The organism is Micromonospora sp. WMMA1996, assembly GCF_002573675.1.
Lineage (GTDB): Bacteria > Actinomycetota > Actinomycetes > Mycobacteriales > Micromonosporaceae > Micromonospora > Micromonospora sediminicola.
On the sequence record NZ_PDHU01000010.1, the window covers coordinates 17,994 to 35,747 of the forward strand.

Below are 17,754 nucleotides of genomic sequence, written 5' to 3' on the forward strand. Positions count from 1 at the left end.
CCGCCGGGCGGTAACGCCCGGCCCGGCTCAGGCCGCGGCGCCCACCGGTTCGGCGGCGGGCGCGGCCGGGGCCGGCGGGCTGACCGGCTGGCGCTCCCGGGTGGCCCAGAGCACGCCCAGCGTGGCCAGCAGCACCAGGCAGGACCCGAGCATGTGGGCGGCGACGAGCACGGCGGGCAGGTGGGTGAAGTACTGGACGAAGCCGATCAGGCCCTGACCCAGCTCGACCGCGAGGAGCACCCCGGCGGCCCGCGCGGCGCGCGACGCGCCGACCGCGCGGAACGCGAAGAACAACGCTACCGACAGGCCGATCAGCAGGAACACGCCGTCGGCGTGGACCTGGGAGATCGACTCCGGGTCCAGGCCGTTGCGGGCCGCGCCCTGGTCGCCGGCGTGCGGGCCGCTGCCGGTCACCCAGGTGCCGACCACCAGCACCGAGGCGCTCACCACCGTGGTGATCCGGGCGAGGGTACGCAGCGGCGCCGGCACGGTCGGGGTGACCGGCCCGTCGGGCTCGCCGGTGCGCCGCCAGAGCGCGTACGCGGCGGCGATCACCACCATCGAGGCGAGGAAGTGCAGCCCGACCACCCACGGGTTGAGGTTGGTGAGCACGGTGATCCCACCGATGACGGCCTGGGCGGGGATGCCGAACAGCACGCCGACCGCCAGCGGCAGCAGCCCGCGCCGGCGGGGCACCTGGGCCAGCACGGCCAGCACCACGGCCAGCGCGATGATCCCGACGGCGAAGGTGAGCAGTCGGTTGCCGAACTCGATCACCCCGTGCACGCCCATCTCCGACGTGGTGGTGTACGACTCGTCGGTGCACCGGGGCCAGGTGGGGCAGCCGAGGCCGGACGCGGTGAGTCGGACGGCCCCGCCGGTGACCACGATCGCGACGTTCGCGATGATCGAGGCGAACGCGAGGCGGCGCAGCAGCGTGGGGGAGACCGGGAACCGGACGGAACGCTTCACGGAGCGAATCCTACGCACCGTAGTTGATCCCGATCGGGTGACTCCGCCGACCCGGTGGTCGGAATCACCGGACCCCGGGTTTGCGGGGCTCCGACGAATTACGTAACGTTGCCGTTGTGAAAAACGCGGCAGCGCTGTCCGGAGAGCCGGTGACCAGTTCGGTCACCAGCGCGACGGCGCCCGCCGACCTGTCGACGCGGGACCGGGTCACCCAGCTCCTGCTGGAGTGGGGCGCCACCACGGCCGCGCAGCTCGGCTCCGCGCTGGGCCTGAGTCCGGCCGCGATCCGCCGGCACCTCGACGCCATGCTCGCCGACGGTGACGTCGTCGCCCGTGAGCAGACCGTGCGGGGCAGCCGGGGGCGGGGTCGGCCGGCCAAGGTGTTCGTGCTGACCGACGCGGCCCGGGTGCGCTGCGGCACCCACCACTACGACAACATGGCCACCGCGGCGTTGCGGTGGATCGCCCGCACCGGCGGCGCCGAGGCCGTCGCGGCGTTCGCGGCCGAGCAGGTCGCCGCGCTGGAGGCCCGCTGCCGGGCGGCCGTGGAGGACGCCGACGACGACGCCCCGCTCGCGCGGGCGGAGGCGCTCGCCGAGGCGCTCACCGCCGAGGGCTACGCTGCGAACGCGTCCACGATCGCGTCCGGCGGCCAGCTCTGCCAGCACCACTGCCCGGTGGCGCACGTGGCCGCCGAGTTTCCCCAGCTGTGCGAGGCCGAGACCGCGGTGATTTCCCGTCTGGTCGGCACCCACGTGCAGCGCCTGGCCACCATCGCGCACGGCGACGGCGTGTGCACCACGCACATTCCCGCCCAGTCCGGTTCCACCGTCACCACTGTGAGGACAGATAGATGACCGAGCAGATCGTCCAGCCCCTGACCCAGGAGGAGCAGCTCGCTGCCCTCGGTCGTTACGAGTACGGCTGGGCCGACCCCGACGTCGCCGGGGCGTCCGCCCAGCGCGGCCTCAACGAGGCGGTGGTCCGGGACATCTCGGCCAAGAAGAACGAGCCGGCCTGGATGCTCGACCTGCGACTGAAGGGCCTGCGGCTGTTCGACCGCAAGCCGATGCCGGCCTGGGGCGCCGACCTCACCGGGATCGACTTCGACAACATCAAGTACTTCGTCCGGTCCACCGAGAAGCAGGCCACCAGCTGGGAGGACCTGCCGGAGGACATCAAGAACACCTACGACCGGCTGGGCATCCCGGAGGCGGAGAAGCAGCGGCTGGTCGCCGGCGTCGCGGCGCAGTACGAGTCCGAGGTGGTCTACCACAAGATCCGTGAGGACCTCGAGGAGCAGGGCGTCGTCTTCCTCGACACCGACACCGCGCTGCGCGAGCACGAGGACATCTTCAAGGAGTACTTCGGCACGGTCATCCCGGTCGGCGACAACAAGTTCGCCGCGCTGAACACCTCCGTCTGGTCCGGCGGCTCGTTCATCTACGTGCCGAAGGGCGTGCACGTGGAGATCCCGCTGCAGGCCTACTTCCGGATCAACACGGAGAACATGGGTCAGTTCGAGCGGACCCTGATCATCGTCGACGAGGGCGCGTACGTGCACTACGTCGAGGGTTGCACCGCGCCGCTCTACTCCTCCGACTCGCTGCACAGCGCGGTCGTGGAGATCATCGTGAAGAAGAACGCGCGCTGCCGCTACACGACCATCCAGAACTGGTCGAACAACGTCTACAACCTGGTCACCAAGCGCGCCGTGTGCCACGAGGGCGCGACCATGGAGTGGGTCGACGGCAACATCGGCTCCAAGGTCACCATGAAGTACCCGGCGGTCTACATGACCGGCGAGCACGCCAAGGGCGAGGTGCTCTCGGTGGCCATGGCCGGCGAGGGCCAGCACCAGGACGCCGGCGCCAAGATGGTGCACGCCGCGCCGCACACCTCCTCGACCATCGTGTCGAAGTCGATCGCCCGGGGCGGCGGCCGCACCTCCTACCGGGGCCTGGTGCAGGTGCTGGAGGGTTCGACCAGCAGCAGGAGCACGGTCAAGTGCGACGCGCTCCTGGTCGACACCATCTCCCGCTCCGACACCTACCCGTACGTCGACATCCGTGAGGACGACGTGTCGATGGGGCACGAGGCGACCGTCTCCAAGGTCAGCGACGACCAGCTCTTCTACCTGATGAGCCGGGGCCTGAGCGAGGACGAGGCGATGGCGATGATCGTGCGCGGCTTCATCGAGCCGATCGCCAAGGAGCTCCCCATGGAATACGCGCTGGAGCTCAACCGCCTGATCGAGCTCCAGATGGAAGGTGCCGTCGGCTGAGCCCGACCGCGGGCCCGGACCGGTCAGGCCGGGCCGCGCGGGCCTCGACCCGCCCTCCGGTTAATGACACCGTCGTCGCAGAACAGACCAAGGAAGAGATGACTACCCAGGCTTCCGCGCCGCCCACGACCAAGTCGCAGGCGCTCCGCTCGTACGACGTCGCCGACTTCCCGGCCCTGACCGGCCTGGAGGAGGAGTGGCGCTTCACCCCGCTCAAGCGCCTGCGTGGGCTGGCCTCGTCGGCCCAGGTCGCCACCGGCGCGGTCCGGCACGAGCACGGTGACCTGCCCGAGGGCGTCACCGTCGACCGGATCGGCCGGGACGACCCGCGGGTGGGCAGCGTGCTCACCCCGTTCGACCGGGTCAGCGCGCTGGCGTACGGCGGGGCCGACGGCGCGCTGCTGGTGCAGGTCGCCCGGGACGCTGTGGTGGCGGAGCCGGTGCGCCTGCGGGTGGTCGGCGAGACCGCCGAGGCGCTCGCGTTCGGCCACACGTTTCTCGAGGTGGGCCGCTTCGCCGAGGTGACCGTGGTGCTGGAGCAGGTCGGCTCGGCCACGCTCGCCGACAACGTCGAGGTGACCGTGGCGGACGGGGCGAAGCTGACCCTCGTCACGGTCGCCGACTGGGCCGACGACGCGGTCCAGGCCCAGCACCTCAGGGTCAAGCTGGGTCGCGATGCCAAGATCGTGCACGTGCAGGTCAGCCTCGGCGGCGACCTGGTCCGGCAGTACACCTCGGTGGAGTACACGCAGCGCGGCGGCGAGGCCGAGCTGTACGGCCTCTACTTCGCCGACTCCGGCCAGCACCTGGAGCACCGGCAGCTGGTCGACCACACCGTGCCGGACTGCCGCAGCAACGTCGGCTACCGCGGCGCGCTGCAGGGCGACGACGCGCACACCGTCTGGGTGGGCGACGTGCTGATCCGGGCCGAGGCGACCGGCACCGACACGTACGAGATCAACCGGAACCTGCTGCTCAGCGACGGCGCCCGCGCCGACTCCGTGCCCAACCTGGAGATCGAGACCGGCGAGATCGCCGGCGCCGGGCACGCCAGCGCGACCGGCCGGTTCGACGACGAGCAGCTGTTCTACCTGATGGCCCGGGGCATCCCGGAGGCCGAGGCCCGGCGCCTGGTGGTGCGTGGCTTCTTCGCCGAGATGATCAACAAGATCCCGGTCGAGGACCTGCGCGAGCGGCTCGGCGACGCGATCGAGGCGCGCCTGGCGAAGGCCGGCGCCTGATGATCAGGATCTGTTCGACCGAGGACGTGCCGAAGGGCACCGCGATCAGCGCCGACGTGGACGGCGTGCAGATCGCGGTCGTGCACGGCGAGGACGACGCGTTCTACGCCGTGCGCGACGAGTGCTCGCACGCCGCCGTCGCGCTCTCCGAGGGCGAGGTCGAGGGCTGCACGCTGGAATGCTGGCTGCACGGATCCCGTTTCGACCTGCGTACCGGTGAGCCCACCGGGCTGCCCGCGACCGAACCCGTACCCGTCTATCCCGTCGAAGTCCGCGACGGCGAGATCTACGTCAGCATGACGCCGAGCAATGGAGTGACCCGATGAGCACCCTGGAGATCCGCGACCTGAAGGTGTCGGTCAAGCTGCCCGAGGGTGAGCTCAAGCCGATCCTGCACGGGGTCGACCTGACCGTGCGCTCCGGCGAGACGCACGCCATCATGGGCCCGAACGGCTCCGGCAAGTCGACGCTCGCCTACTCGATCGCCGGCCACCCGAAGTACGAGATCACCGGCGGCGAGGTCACCCTCGACGGCTCCGACGTGCTCTCCATGTCCGTCGACGAGCGCGCCCGCGCCGGCCTGTTCCTGGCCATGCAGTACCCGGTCGAGGTCCCCGGCGTGTCGGTGGCCAACTTCCTGCGTACCGCCAAGACCGCCATCGACGGCGAGGCGCCGAAGCTGCGCACCTGGGCCGGCGAGCTGCGCGGCGCCATGGAGAAGCTCCAGATGGACCCGGCGTTCGCCCAGCGCAACGTCAACGAGGGCTTCTCCGGCGGCGAGAAGAAGCGGCACGAGATCGTGCAGCTGGAGCTGCTCAAGCCGAAGATCGCCATCCTGGACGAGACCGACTCCGGTCTCGACGTGGACGCGCTGCGCGTGGTCAGCGAGGGCGTGAACCGGGTCCGCGACACCGGCGACACGGGGATGCTGCTGATCACCCACTACACCCGGATCCTGCGCTACATCAAGCCGGACTTCGTGCACGTCTTCGTGGCCGGCCGGATCGTCGAGCAGGGCGGCCGCGAGCTGGCCGACAAGCTCGAGGAAGAGGGCTACGAGCGCTACGTCGCCGGGGCCGGCGCGGCGCGGGCCTGACCTGACATGACCTCGATCGCGATCCCGGCGGGCATGCCGCAGTACGACGACGTGCCCCGCTTCGACGTGGCGACGGTGCGGGCCGACTTCCCGATCCTGGACCGGGAGGTCAACGGCCACCCGCTGGTCTACCTGGACAGCGCGAACACCTCGCACAAGCCGCGGCAGGTGCTCGACGTGCTCGCCGAGCACTACGCGAGGCACAACGCCAACGTGTCGCGCTCGGTACACACGCTGGGCACCGAGGCGACCGAGGCGTACGAGGGCGCGCGGGCGAAGATCGCCGCGTTCATCAACGCCCCCAGCGTCGACGAGGTGGTGTTCACCAAGAACTCCACCGAGGCGATCAACCTGGTGGCGTACGCGTTCTCCAACGCCTCGCTGCGCGCGGACGCCGACCCCCGGTTCCGGCTGGGGCCCGGCGACGAGATCGTGATCTCCGAGATGGAGCACCACTCGAACATCGTCCCGTGGCAGCTGCTCGCGGAGCGCACCGGCGCGACGCTGCGCTGGTTCCCGGTCACCGACCACGGCCGGCTCGACGAGTCCGGCCTGGACGACCTGGTCACCGAGCGGACGAAGATCGTCTCGCTGGTGCACATGTCGAACATCCTCGGCACCGTCAACGCCACCTCGCGGATCACCGCGCGGGTCCGCGAGGTCGGCGCGCTGCTGCTGCTCGACTGCTCGCAGTCGGTGCCGCACCTGCCGATGGACGTGGTCGACTTCGACGCCGACTTCATCGTCTTCACCGGGCACAAGATGTGCGGCCCGACTGGCATCGGCGTGCTCTGGGGCCGGGGCGAGCTGCTCGCCGCGATGCCCCCGGTGATGGGCGGCGGCTCGATGATCGAGACGGTGACGATGGCCGGCTCGACGTTCGCCGCGCCGCCGGCCCGGTTCGAGGCGGGCACCCCGCCGATCGCCGAGGCGGTGGCGCTCGGCGCGGCGGTGGACTACCTCACCGGCATCGGCATGCCGGCCATCCAGTGGCACGAGAAGGAGCTGACGGCGTACGCGCTGGACGCCCTCGCCACCGTGCCGGGCCTGCGGATCTTCGGCCCGACCGTGCCGGTCGGCCGGGGCGGGACGATCTCCTTCGCCCTCGGTGACGTGCACCCGCACGACGTCGGGCAGGTGCTCGACTCGCTCGGTGTGCAGGTGCGGGTGGGGCACCACTGCGCCAAGCCGGTGTGCGCCCGCTTCGGGGTGCCGGCGATGACGCGGGCGTCGTTCTACCTCTACACCACCACGGCGGAGATCGACGCCCTGGTGACGGGCCTGGACAAGGTGCGGAAGGTGTTCGAGTGATGCAGCTCGAGTCGCTTTACCAGGAGATCATCCTGGACCACTACAAGCATCCGCACGGCCGTGGCCTGCGGGAGGCGGACCCGGCGGCCCAGGTCGGCGAGGCGCACCACGTCAACCCGACCTGCGGTGACGAGATCACCGTGCGAGTGGCGACCGACGGCAGCGTGTTCACCGACATCTCGTACGACGGGATGGGCTGCTCGATCAGCCAGGCCTCGGCGAGCATCCTGCACGAGCTGCTGCGCGGCCGGGCCGCGCAGGACGCCGCCGTGGTGCACGAGGCGTTCGTCGAGTTGATGTCCGGGCGTGGCCAGGTCACGCCGGACGAGGACGTGCTCGGAGACGGGGTGGCGTTCGCGGGTGTCGCGCGCTACCCGGCCCGGGTCAAGTGCGCGCTGCTGTCGTGGATGGCGTTCAAGGACGCCGCGGCACGCGCCGGGGTGGGCGTGAGCCCGGAGGTGAAGGCATGAGCGACGAGACCAGCACGACTCCGGAGGCCGGCGCGGTGGCGACCGACGGCACGGCTGCCGCCGGTGCGGCGCCGGCCGGCGGCAAGGCCGCGATCGGTGACATCGAGGAGGCGATGAAGGACGTCGTCGACCCCGAGCTGGGCATCAACGTGGTCGACCTGGGCCTGGTGTACGGCGTGCACGTGGACGACGAGAACGTCGCCACGCTGGACATGACGCTGACCTCGGCGGCCTGCCCGCTGACCGACGTGATCGAGGACCAGGCCCGGCAGGCGCTGACCACCGGTCCCGGCGGCGGCCTGGTCAACGACATCCGGATCAACTGGGTCTGGCTGCCGCCGTGGGGCCCCGACAAGATCACCGACGAGGGGCGCGACCAGCTCCGCTCCCTCGGCTTCAACGTCTGACCGCTCCACGGTCACGGTTCCGGGCGCGGCACCCCTTCCGGGGTGCCGCGCCCGGCTCGTTGCCCCCTGCTCGCGTGCCGCCTCGCTCTGGCCCGTCCCGTGTCGGCCTGGCCTGACCCGCACGACCCGCTCCGGTCACCTCATCGCACCGACGTACCGAAATCCGGGAACTCGCAACCGTCAGTCAGGACGGCAGTAGATCTTGGTAGGAAACGGCCCTTATAGGGGCCGTTTCCTACCAAGATCTACGAGTCGAGTCGAGCCGAGCGACATTGGCGAGCCGGGCGCGAGCAGGGCGGACACGGCGGGAAATCCGGTGGCGGGGTGGGGGAGCGGGTTGCACGATGAGCGGGTGATCGAGGCGTACCCGAAGCAGGCTCCTGTCCGTGCGGCCACCGCCGCGCGTCGACAGCGTGCCGTGCCGCCGGCCGCCTCGACCGGTCGCCCGCCCTCGTGACCAGCGCGTTCCTCGCCGGCCTGGTCGCCGGCTACGGCGTCGCCATCCCGGTCGGCGCGATCGCGATCCTCATTCTCGGGCTGAGCGCCCGCGCCGGGTTCCGGGTCGGTGCGGCCGCGGCGCTGGCCGTGGCCACCGCCGACGGGCTCTACGCCGCGGCCGCCGCGCTCGGCGGCGCCGGGCTGGCCGGGTTCCTGGCCCCGGTCGCCGGACCGCTGCGGGTGGTCGCGGCGCTGGTGCTGCTCGGCATCGCCGCGCACGGCCTGTGGCGGGCCTGGTCCGCGCGGCGGGAGGTGGCGAGGGCCCCGGCCGGGCGCGGGCTGCACACCCCGACCCGGGCGTACGCGGCGGTGCTCGGTCTGACCCTGCTCAACCCGGCGACGGTGCTCTACTTCGCCGCGCTGGTGCTGGGCCGCCGTGACGCCGCCGACCCGGACCCGGCAGCCGCCGCGCTGTTCGTCACCGGGGCATTCCTGGCCTCGGCGAGCTGGCAGCTGCTGGTCGCCGGCGGCGGTTCCGTGGTGGGGCGCGCGTTGTCCGGTCCCCGTGGTCGCCTGGTCACCGGGCTGGTCTCCAGCGTCCTGATCGCCGCCCTCGCGGTCGCCACGCTGCGGCCCGGCTGACTAGCCTGTGGAGGGCGAGGAGGTGTGCGATGGGAGGCGCCCGAGGTCTGACCGCGGGATTCGCGCTGGTGCTCGGCCTGCTCGTGGCCTGTGACGACGGGCGCGGCCGGGGCGACGCCCGGGTCGACGACGTCGCTGTGGACTGGTCGACCCCGGTGACGACCGTGTCCGCTCCCACCGGGCACACGGTGGCGCTGCGCACCGGCCTGCCGGGCTGCTGGCGGGTCAGCGAGGTCCGGTCCGACGGCACGGAAACGGGAGCGGTCAGCGCGTGCCACGGCCTGCCGGCGACGGCGGCCTCCCGCGTGCTGGGCGTCGTCGTGGTGGTCACCGGCTGTTCGGGCGCGCCTTCCGTGGCGGTCGGGGACGCCGCTCAGTGGACGGTCGTCGAGGACGTCTCCGACGGCATCTTCCTGGTGCCGCCCGGTCTGCTCCCGGCGGACGCGCCCGCGCTCACGTACGCCTGCCGCACCGCCACCGGGGAGGACGGGTCGCCGGTGACGGTGGACGTCGCCGGCTGAGTTCCACCGCTGGGTAGGGTCGGTGCCATGAGCAGCCGACCCGCAGCCGGAGGCGGCCGGTGGGTGGAGGTCGACCCGGCCCGCGTCGTGCGCTGGGTCGAGGGCTTCGCCGAACGGCACGGCCCGCCCACCACCACCGCCCTGGGGTACGGGCTGCTGCTCACCGCCCCGGACGGGGCCACCGCCGAGCTGCACACCCCGCCCGGCGCGCGTCCCGCGCCGGACCTGGAGGCGTTCGCCGGAGTGGCCGCCGCGCCCCGCCGGCTCGGGCTGCTGCTGGCCCGCAAGGGCGCGGTGGCGGTCGGGGTGGCCGACGGCACCGACCTGGTGGTCTCCAAGGTGGACACCCGCTACGTGCAGGGGCGCACCGCCGCGGGGGGCTGGTCCCAGCAGCGGTTCGCCCGGCGGCGGGACAACCAGGCGAAGGCGGCGTTGGGCGATGCGGCCGATCTCGCCGTACGCCTGCTGTTGCCGGCGGCCGGGACGCTCGCGGCGTTGGTGTGCGGCGGTGACCGGCGGGCGGTGGACACGGTGCTGGCCGACCGGCGGCTGGCCCCGCTCGCGGCGCTGCGGGCGGAGCGGCTGCTCGACGTGCCGGAGCCCCGGCACGCGGTGCTGGTCGCGGCCGTCTCCGCCGCCCGGGCGGTCCACATCCTGGTCCGCTGAACGGGAAAGATCGCATCAAGTACGGTCAATCGACGTCACCAACGGTGCATCGAACGACAGCGATGCATAGGGTCGGTGTCGTGACGTGGCGGGTCTCCGGGCGACCCGCCAGGGCAGCGTCACCTCCGCCAGTCAGGCACCGACATCGTTGGGAGACAGGAACTTCATGAGCGGATATCGAAACGCCCGGTGGCGCCGCCGTGCGACACAGCTTCTCGCCGCCGTGGCGGCGATGTGCGCAGCGGGCGTCATGTCCACGGCGGGCCCGGCGGCCGCCGGTGCCGGCACCGCCGCGTCGGCCGCGCCGACGGTCACCGCCGTCACCGCGGGCGGCGCCCACACGTGCGCGATCAGCGCCGACGAGGGCCTGTGGTGCTGGGGCTCGAACTACGCCGGCCAGCTCGGTGACGGGACCACCACGAACCGGGGCGCACCGGCGCGGGTCGACACCGCCGCCTGGGCCGCCGTCGACGGTGGCTCCGGCCACACCTGCGGGATCCGGACCGACGGCACGCTGTGGTGCTGGGGCTCGAACTTCCGGGGCCAGCTCGGTGACGGGACCACCACCAGCCGGAGCGCGCCGGTGCGGGTCGGCACCGCCACCACCTGGGCCCGGGTCAGCGCCGGCCCGCAGCACACCTGCGCCGTGCGGACCGACGGCACGCTCTGGTGCTGGGGCTTCAACCGGACCTCGCAGCTGGGCGTCGGCACCTCGCCGTGGGTCGCGAACACCCCGCTCCAGGTCGGCACCGCGACCACCTGGGCGAGCGTCTCGACCGGCTACGGGCACACCTGTGGCGTCCGCACCGACGGCACGCTGTGGTGCTGGGGTCTCAGCTCGGACGGTCAGCTCGGCCTCGGCTTCCTGGGCTCCCAGACGACGCCCGCGCAGGTCGGCACCGCGACCACCTGGACCGGCGTCACCGCCGGGTACGCACACACCTGCGGCATCCGGTCCGGCGCGCTGTGGTGCTGGGGTGAGAACGGGTACGGGCAGCTGGGCGTGAGCGGCACCTTCCAGACCGCGCCGGTGCAGGTCGGCACGACCACCACCTGGAGCACGGTCGCGGCGAGCGGCGACGCGACGTGCGCGTCCCGCCTGGACGGCAGCCTGTGGTGCTGGGGCAAGAACACGACCGGCCAGGTGGGCGACGGCACCACCAGCCACCGGTCCGCGCCGACCCGCGTCGGTGACGCCACCACCTGGACCGGCGGCCTCGCGGTGGCCGACCACGCGTGCGGGATCCGTACCGACGGCGGCCTGTGGTGCTGGGGCGACAACAGCGGCGGGCAGCTGGGCGACGGGACCACCGTCGAGCGGTCCACCCCGGCGCAGGTGACAGTGCCGGCCTGACCGGTCGGGGCACGAGTCGGGCCGCCGGCCCGCCCGCTGTCGAGGTCAGCGGTGCGGGCCGGCGGCCCGGGCGTGGAGCCGGTCAGGCGTCCGGCGTCACTGGCTGGAGCCGAAGGTGTCGCAGGACTTCGGGTCACCGGTGGAGAAGCCCTTGGTGAACCACTGCTTGCGCTGCTCGGACGAGCCGTGGGTGAACTCGTCCGGGTTCACCGGCCGGCCCGAACGCTGCTGGATCGCGTCGTCGCCGATCTTCTCGGCGGTGTCGATCGCCTGCTGGATGTCCTGGTCGGTGATGCTCTTGAAGATCTTCTGGCCGCCCTCGTCGGCGGTGCCGGTGGCGTTCTTCGCCCAGGCGCCGGCGTAGCAGTCGGCCTGCAGCTCCAGCTTGACCGAGAGCGCGTTGGCGTTCTGCGGGTCGCGCTGCTGCTGGCGGCGCATCTGCGCCTCGGTGCCGAGCAGGTCCTGCACGTGGTGGCCGTACTCGTGGGCCAGCACGTACGGCTGGGCGAACTCGCCCTCGGCGCCGAGCTGGTCGGCGAGCAGCCGGTAGAACGTGAGGTCGATGTAGACCAGGTCGTCGGCGGGGCAGTAGAACGGGCCCACCCCGGAGTCGGCGGCGCCGCAGCCGGTGCTGACGTTCTGGCTGAAGAACACCGTCTTGGACGGCTGGTACTGCTCGCCGAAGACCTCCGGCATTGCGGTGCGCCAGTAGGCCTGGATCGAGTTGACGTACAGCGTGTTGCGGCAGTCGAGCTGCTTCAGCGCGTCCTCGGCCGAGCACTTCTGCTCCAGCGAGGTGTTGTCGCCCTGCTCGGAGCCGCCGCCGTTGGTGGCGGCGTTCAGGCCGAAGCCGCCGCCCACCAGGGCGACCAGTACGGCGATGATGATGCCCACGATCCCGCCCCGGCCGCCGCCGCCGGGGATCGGGATGCCCATCCCGCCGCCTCCGCCGCCGGACCCTCGCCGGTCGTCCACCTGACTGGTGTCGACCCGCGCGTTCTCATTCAGCTCCATGTTGACCCCGATCACCGATGTGTCCGTGTGTGGTGGTTGCGGTACCGGACCGGGTCCGGACGGCGGATTCGGTACCCGATGATCTTGCGCGGTAATCCGACGGGGTGGACGCTGGCCGCCCGGTACACTTGGCCCCGTGCTGCGCTGCGAAGGCTGAACGGCCCCGCGCCGACGGGAAATCACCACCCGCCGGCGCTTTCGCGTGCCCTGAGTCAGCCCTTCCGGACCCGAGAGCGAGTACTCCGAAATGATCACTGCCACCGGCCTGGAACTGCGCGCCGGTTCCCGGATCCTGCTGTCCGACACCACTCTGCGCGTGCAGCCGGGCGACCGGATCGGCCTGGTCGGCCGCAACGGCGCCGGCAAGACCACCACCCTCAAGGTGCTCGCGGGGGAGGGCCAGCCGTACGCCGGGCAGATCGACCGGCGCAGCGCCATCGGCTACCTGCCGCAGGACCCCCGTACCGGCGACCTCGACGTCACCGGCCGCGACCGGGTGCTCTCCGCGCGCGGGCTGGACGTCCTCATGGCGCAGATGAAGGAGCTGGAGAACAAGCTCGCCGAGGGCGCCGACGACGAGCGGTTGGTCCGCCGCTACGGCGCGCTGGAGGACCAGTTCGCCTCCCTCGGCGGCTACGCGGCCGAGGCCGAGGCGGCCCGGATCTGCGCCAACCTGGGCCTGCCCGACCGTGCCCTGGCCCAGACCATCGGCACGCTCTCCGGCGGTCAGCGCCGCCGCATCGAGCTGGCCCGGATCCTGTTCCGCGACGCCGGCGAGAACGGCGGCGGCATCCTGCTGCTCGACGAGCCCACCAACCACCTCGACGCCGACTCGATCACCTGGCTGCGCGGGTTCCTGGCCAACCACAAGGGCGGCCTGATCGTGATCTCCCACGACGGGTCGCTGCTGGAGTCCGTGGTCAACAAGGTGTGGTTCCTGGACGCCACCCGGTCCGTGGTCGACACGTACAACCTCGGCTGGAAGGCGTACCTGGAGGCGCGCGAGACCGACGAGCGGCGCCGCCGCCGGGAGCGGGCCAACGCGGAGAAGAAGGCCGGCGCGCTGATGGCGCAGGCGGACAAGATGCGGGCCAAGGCCACCAAGACCGTCGCCGCGCAGAACATGGCCCGCCGGGCCGAGAAGCTGATCTCCGGGCTGGAGGAGGTACGCCACGCCGACAAGGTGGCCAAGGTGCGCTTCCCCAACCCGGCGCCGTGCGGCAAGACGCCGCTGACCGCCACCGGCCTGTCCAAGTCGTACGGGTCGTTGGAGATCTTCACCGACGTGAACGTGGCGGTGGACCGGGGTTCCCGGGTGGCCATCCTCGGCCTCAACGGCGCCGGCAAGACCACCCTGCTGCGGATGCTCGGCGGCCTGCTGGAGTCGGACACCGGCGAGGTGCGCCCCGGGCACGGGCTGCGGCTGGGCTACTACGCCCAGGAGCACGAGACGCTGGACGTGGACCGGACGATCCTGGAGCACATGCGCAGCGCGGCCTCGGACCAGACCGACACCGACCTGCGGAAGATCCTCGGCGCGTTCCTGTTCTCCGGCGAGGACGTGGACAAGCCGGCGGGTGTCCTCTCCGGCGGGGAGAAGACCCGGCTGGCGCTGGCCACGCTGGTCTGCTCGGGCGCCAACGTGCTGCTGCTCGACGAGCCGACGAACAACCTCGACCCGGTCAGCCGGGAGCAGGTGCTCGACGCCATCGCCCGCTACCCGGGCGCGATCGTGCTGGTCACCCACGATCCGGGCGCGGTCACCGCGCTCAAGCCGGACCGCGCCATCCTGCTGCCCGACGGCGACGAGGACGCCTGGTCCGACGACCTGCTGGAACTGGTCGAGCTGGCCTGAGCCTTCACCCGTCCGTTCCGTGTCAGGGTCGGTACGGATCAGCCGGTCGGAAGGATCACTCTATCGGGAAGCTGACATTGCGTAGCGTGTCGGTTGGCGAATAGTTGATATCTGGCGCATGATCGTCCGAGGCGGTCTAATAGGTGGGACCGTATCCGAACCGCACAGTCTGGGACGTGAGGAATCAGCATGGCAGCCACCGGCACAGCCACCAGCACTGAGAAGGGTCGCCGGATCGTCGGGGCCGAGCGTCAGACGCTCGCCAAAGACCTGGTAAAGCGGTACACCGGCGGAGAGAGCATCCGTGCTCTGGCGGCCTCGACCGGCCGTTCCTACGGGTTCATCCACCGGGTGCTCACCGAGTCCGGGGTGCAGCTGCGGCAGCGCGGCGGCGCCCGGCGCCGCAAGAAGGCGTGACCCGCCCCCCAGCGTCGTCCATCAGCGCCGCGCTCCGGGTGGTCCGGTGACCGCCGAGACGACCGGAGTGCGACTCGACTGCGACGGGCCGGTCGCGACGGTGACGTTGTGCCGGCCCGACGTTCTCAACGCCCAGACCCCGGCGATGTGGCGCGCGATGAGCGACTTCTCCCGGGACCTGCCCGGCGACGTCCGCGTCGTCGTCGTACGCGGGGAGGGTCGGGCGTTCTCCGCGGGCCTGGACCTGGCGGTCGCCGGCGCCACCGGGCCCGGTTCCTTCGCCGAGCTGGCCACGCTGTCCGAGGCGGAGTGCGCCGACCGGATCGCCGACTACCAGGGCGGCTTCACCTGGCTGCACCGGCCGGACGTCATCTCGATCGCCGCCGTGCAGGGCCACGCCATCGGTGCGGGCTTCCAGCTCGCCCTCGCCTGCGACCTGCGCGTGCTCGCCGCCGACGCCAGGCTGTCCATGGCCGAGGTGACCCTCGGTCTGGTCCCCGACCTGGCCGGCACCCGCCGCCTGGTCGAGCTGGTCGGCTATTCCCGGGCGCTGGAGATCTGCGCCACCGGCCGCCGGATGGACGCCGCCGAGGCGGACCGGATCGGCCTGGCCACCCTGGTGGTGCCCAACGACGAGCTGGACGCCGCCGTCCGCGACCTGTCGGCCGGGCTGCTGGCCAACAACCGGGACGCGATCGTGGAGATCAAGGCGTTGCTCGCCGGCGCGGTCGGACGCTCGCACGCCGAGCAGCAGCGAGCCGAGCGGGAGGCGCAGACGCGGCGGATCCGGGACCTGGCCGGGCGGGGCGAATAGTAAGGACCGTTCGGGAAGATCCGGGTTACTCGCGAGGTTGTCACAGGCGTCGGGAGAATTGAACCCGACGGTTCATGCTGCCCGACGACCCGGAGGTGACGGATGTCCAACCACATGGCCGGCGGCGGCATGGGCGGCTGGAGCATGCTCCGGTCGCTGCGCAACCGCGACGAGGTCTCCGCCCACCAGCTCAAGCGCGGCACCGCCCGGCGGATCGTCGCCTTCGCCGGGCCCTACCGGCGCGACATCGTCGTCTTCCTGCTCACCGTGATCGTGGCCGCCGTGATCGGCGTGGCCACCCCGCTGCTCGCCGGTGACGTCATCGACGCGATCGCCGGCGGCGGCCCGGCCGCCCAGTCCACCGTCGTCCGGCTCGCCCTGATCATCGCCGTGCTGGCCGTGGCCGACGCGCTCTTCTCGCTGGCCCAGCGGTGGTATTCCGCCCGCATCGGTGAGGGCATCATCCTCGACCTGCGCACCCGGGTCTACGACCACGTCCAACGGATGCCGTTGCAGTTCTTCACCCGCACCCAGACCGGTGCGCTGGTCAGTCGGCTCAACAACGACGTGCTCGGCGCCCAGCGGGCGTTCACCTCGACGCTGTCCGGGGTGGTCAGCAACGTCATCCAGCTCGTGCTCACGGCCGGGGCGATGCTCGTGCTGTCCTGGCAGATCACCGTGCTGGCGCTGGTGCTGCTGCCGATCTTCATCATTCCGGCCCGCCGGGTCGGCCGGCGGCTGGCCGAGATCACCCGCGAGTCCTACAACCTCGACGCCAAGATGAACGCCACCATGACCGAGCGGTTCGGCGTCGCGGGGGCCCTGCTGGTCAAGCTGTTCGGCGCGCCCGAGGTGGAGGCCGACCGGTTCGCCCGCCGGGCCGAACGGGTCCGTGACATCGGCATCCAGTCCGCGATGTACTCGCGCACGTTCTTCGTGGCGATGCTGCTGGTGGCCTCGCTGGCCCAGGCGCTGACCTACGGTGTGGGCGGCTGGCTCGCGGTCGCCGGCGCGGTCAGCGCGGGCACCGTCGTCAAGCTGGCCCTGCTGCTCACCCGTCTCTACGGTCCGCTCACCGCGCTGTCCAACGTCCGGGTCGACGTGATGAGCGCGTTGGTCTCCTTCGACCGCGTCTTCGAGGTGCTCGACCTGCGCCCGGGCATCGCGGAGAAGCCGGACGCGGTGCCGGTCCCGCCCCGCAACGGTCGGGTCGAGTTCCGCGACGTGCGCTTCCGCTACCCGACCGCCGCCGAGGTGTCACTGGCCTCGCTGGAGGAGGTCACCACGCTCGACCGCACGGTCAACGAGCCGGTGCTCAAGGGCGTCTCGTTCGCCGTCGAACCCGGTCAGATGGTGGCCCTGGTCGGCCCGTCCGGCGCCGGCAAGTCGACGCTGTCCATGCTGATCTCCAGGATCTACGACGTCACCGACGGCCAGGTGCTGGTCGGCGGCGTCGACGTGCGCGACGCGACGCTCGCCTCGCTGCGCGACGAGATCGGTGTGGTGACGCAGGATTCGCACCTGTTCCACGAGACGATCCGGGAGAACCTGCGCTACGCCAAGCCCGACGCCACCGACGACGAGATCTGGGCGGCCCTCGCCGGCGCGCAGGTCGCCGACCTGGTGCGGGCGCTGCCCGACGGGCTCGACACCACCGTCGGCGAGCGGGGCTACCGCTTCTCCGGCGGCGAGAAGCAGCGCATCGCGATCGCCCGCCTGCTGCTGAAGGCCCCGTCGATCGTGATCCTCGACGAGGCCACCGCACACCTCGACTCGGAGAGCGAGGCGGCGGTGCAGCGGGCCCTGTCGGTGGCGCTGACCGGGCGCACCGCGCTGGTGATCGCGCACCGGCTCTCCACCGTGCGCGACGCCGACCAGATCCTGGTGCTCGACGAGGGGCGCATCGTCGAGCGCGGCCGGCACGACGAGCTGGTGGCGGTCGGCGGTCTCTACGCCGAGCTCTACCGCACCCAGTTCGCGGTCGCCGACTCGCCGGCGCCCTACGCCGAGCCGGAGCAGCCCGAGCCGGTGGTGACCACGGTGCCGATGGGCACCTACGTCGCCCAGGAGAGCATGCCGCCCGCCACCGCGAACTAGTGGCGCATCCGGCAACGTTCGCCCTGGCGACATCCTTGCCCAGACAGGGGTGAAGCCCTCTGTGGTACGTTCGCCCTCGCTGTGCGCTGCTACGCGAACTGAGGAGGTGAGACCGATCAACGCTGTGACAGGTCGGGCCTCCCTCCCTCGCACGG

The 17,754-nt window shown here is 71.9% G+C and carries 18 protein-coding genes; 16 read left to right on the forward strand and 2 right to left on the reverse strand.

Going from position 1 to position 17,754, the window contains the following annotated elements; all coding sequences use genetic code 11:
• Nucleotides 1-27 precede the first annotated feature (27 nt).
• Nucleotides 28-990, reverse strand: coding sequence for a heme A synthase (locus COO58_RS29570; protein WP_176559018.1), 963 nt, complete (start codon nucleotides 988-990; stop codon nucleotides 28-30).
• 98 nt (nucleotides 991-1,088) lie between these two features.
• Here COO58_RS29570 and COO58_RS29575 point away from each other — a divergent pair, with 98 nt between their 5' ends.
• The 12 genes from COO58_RS29575 (at nucleotide 1,089) to COO58_RS29630 (ending at nucleotide 11,402) form a co-directional block, all read left to right on the forward strand.
• Nucleotides 1,089-1,829: a helix-turn-helix transcriptional regulator gene (locus COO58_RS29575; RefSeq protein ID WP_369700235.1), complete on the forward strand. Its 741-nt coding sequence runs from the start codon at nucleotides 1,089-1,091 to the stop codon at nucleotides 1,827-1,829.
• Entirely contained in the window at nucleotides 1,826-3,256 is a 1,431-nt protein-coding gene (gene sufB / locus COO58_RS29580; protein ID WP_091573412.1) for a Fe-S cluster assembly protein SufB, read from the forward strand. Before COO58_RS29575 ends, sufB begins: the two co-directional genes overlap by 4 nt.
• 98 nt (nucleotides 3,257-3,354) lie before the next feature.
• On the forward strand, nucleotides 3,355-4,497 hold the full coding sequence (sufD, locus tag COO58_RS29585) for a Fe-S cluster assembly protein SufD (protein WP_091573413.1): 1,143 nt from the start codon (nucleotides 3,355-3,357) through the stop codon (nucleotides 4,495-4,497).
• A complete protein-coding gene (locus COO58_RS29590) occupies nucleotides 4,497-4,823 on the forward strand; it encodes a non-heme iron oxygenase ferredoxin subunit (protein ID WP_091573414.1) in 327 nt (108 codons plus the stop codon). The genes sufD and COO58_RS29590 overlap by 1 nt, the downstream gene beginning before the upstream one ends.
• Nucleotides 4,820-5,593, forward strand: coding sequence for a Fe-S cluster assembly ATPase SufC (gene sufC / locus COO58_RS29595; RefSeq protein WP_091573415.1), 774 nt, complete (start codon nucleotides 4,820-4,822; stop codon nucleotides 5,591-5,593). The genes COO58_RS29590 and sufC overlap by 4 nt, the downstream gene beginning before the upstream one ends.
• Before the next feature lie 6 nt (nucleotides 5,594-5,599).
• Entirely contained in the window at nucleotides 5,600-6,904 is a 1,305-nt protein-coding gene (locus COO58_RS29600; RefSeq protein ID WP_091573416.1) for a cysteine desulfurase, read from the forward strand.
• On the forward strand, nucleotides 6,904-7,374 hold the full coding sequence (sufU, locus tag COO58_RS29605; protein ID WP_091577238.1) for a Fe-S cluster assembly sulfur transfer protein SufU: 471 nt from the start codon (nucleotides 6,904-6,906) through the stop codon (nucleotides 7,372-7,374). Before COO58_RS29600 ends, sufU begins: the two co-directional genes overlap by 1 nt.
• The gene (locus COO58_RS29610; protein WP_098748195.1) at nucleotides 7,371-7,781 is read left to right on the forward strand and encodes a metal-sulfur cluster assembly factor; all 411 of its coding nucleotides are present in this window, start codon (nucleotides 7,371-7,373) and stop codon (nucleotides 7,779-7,781) included. The genes sufU and COO58_RS29610 overlap by 4 nt, the downstream gene beginning before the upstream one ends.
• A gap of 453 nt (nucleotides 7,782-8,234) precedes the next feature.
• Nucleotides 8,235-8,861: a LysE family transporter gene (locus tag COO58_RS29615; protein WP_098748196.1), complete on the forward strand. Its 627-nt coding sequence runs from the start codon at nucleotides 8,235-8,237 to the stop codon at nucleotides 8,859-8,861.
• 29 nt (nucleotides 8,862-8,890) lie between these two features.
• Entirely contained in the window at nucleotides 8,891-9,382 is a 492-nt protein-coding gene (locus tag COO58_RS29620) for a hypothetical protein (RefSeq protein WP_141561970.1), read from the forward strand.
• Between the two features lie 27 nt (nucleotides 9,383-9,409).
• Nucleotides 9,410-10,048, forward strand: coding sequence for an acVLRF1 family peptidyl-tRNA hydrolase (locus COO58_RS29625; RefSeq protein ID WP_091573420.1), 639 nt, complete (start codon nucleotides 9,410-9,412; stop codon nucleotides 10,046-10,048).
• Nucleotides 10,049-10,214: 166 nt separating this feature from the next.
• Nucleotides 10,215-11,402, forward strand: a complete 1,188-nt coding sequence (locus COO58_RS29630; protein ID WP_098748200.1) for an RCC1 domain-containing protein — start codon at nucleotides 10,215-10,217, stop codon at nucleotides 11,400-11,402.
• A gap of 96 nt (nucleotides 11,403-11,498) precedes the next feature.
• On the opposite strand, the gene COO58_RS29635 is transcribed toward COO58_RS29630, so the two are convergent.
• Complete coding sequence (locus COO58_RS29635; protein WP_091577241.1) at nucleotides 11,499-12,416, reverse strand: neutral zinc metallopeptidase; 918 nt, start codon at nucleotides 12,414-12,416, stop codon at nucleotides 11,499-11,501.
• 247 nt (nucleotides 12,417-12,663) lie between these two features.
• Between COO58_RS29635 and COO58_RS29640 the strand changes: the two genes are divergently transcribed.
• The 4 genes from COO58_RS29640 to COO58_RS29655 all read left to right on the forward strand — a co-directional run bounded on the left by COO58_RS29640 (nucleotide 12,664) and on the right by COO58_RS29655 (nucleotide 17,599).
• Nucleotides 12,664-14,271 carry an ABC-F family ATP-binding cassette domain-containing protein gene (locus tag COO58_RS29640; protein ID WP_098748201.1) on the forward strand — a complete coding sequence of 536 codons (1,608 nt, stop codon included), beginning with the start codon at nucleotides 12,664-12,666 and terminating at the stop codon, nucleotides 14,269-14,271.
• A gap of 189 nt (nucleotides 14,272-14,460) precedes the next feature.
• Nucleotides 14,461-14,688, forward strand: coding sequence for a helix-turn-helix domain-containing protein (locus COO58_RS29645; RefSeq protein ID WP_007072022.1), 228 nt, complete (start codon nucleotides 14,461-14,463; stop codon nucleotides 14,686-14,688).
• Between the two features lie 46 nt (nucleotides 14,689-14,734).
• Nucleotides 14,735-15,502 carry an enoyl-CoA hydratase/isomerase family protein gene (locus tag COO58_RS29650; RefSeq protein ID WP_098748203.1) on the forward strand — a complete coding sequence of 256 codons (768 nt, stop codon included), beginning with the start codon at nucleotides 14,735-14,737 and terminating at the stop codon, nucleotides 15,500-15,502.
• A 114-nt stretch (nucleotides 15,503-15,616) separates the two neighbouring features.
• Entirely contained in the window at nucleotides 15,617-17,599 is a 1,983-nt protein-coding gene (locus COO58_RS29655; RefSeq protein ID WP_172968090.1) for an ABC transporter ATP-binding protein, read from the forward strand.
• Nucleotides 17,600-17,754 lie beyond the last annotated feature (155 nt).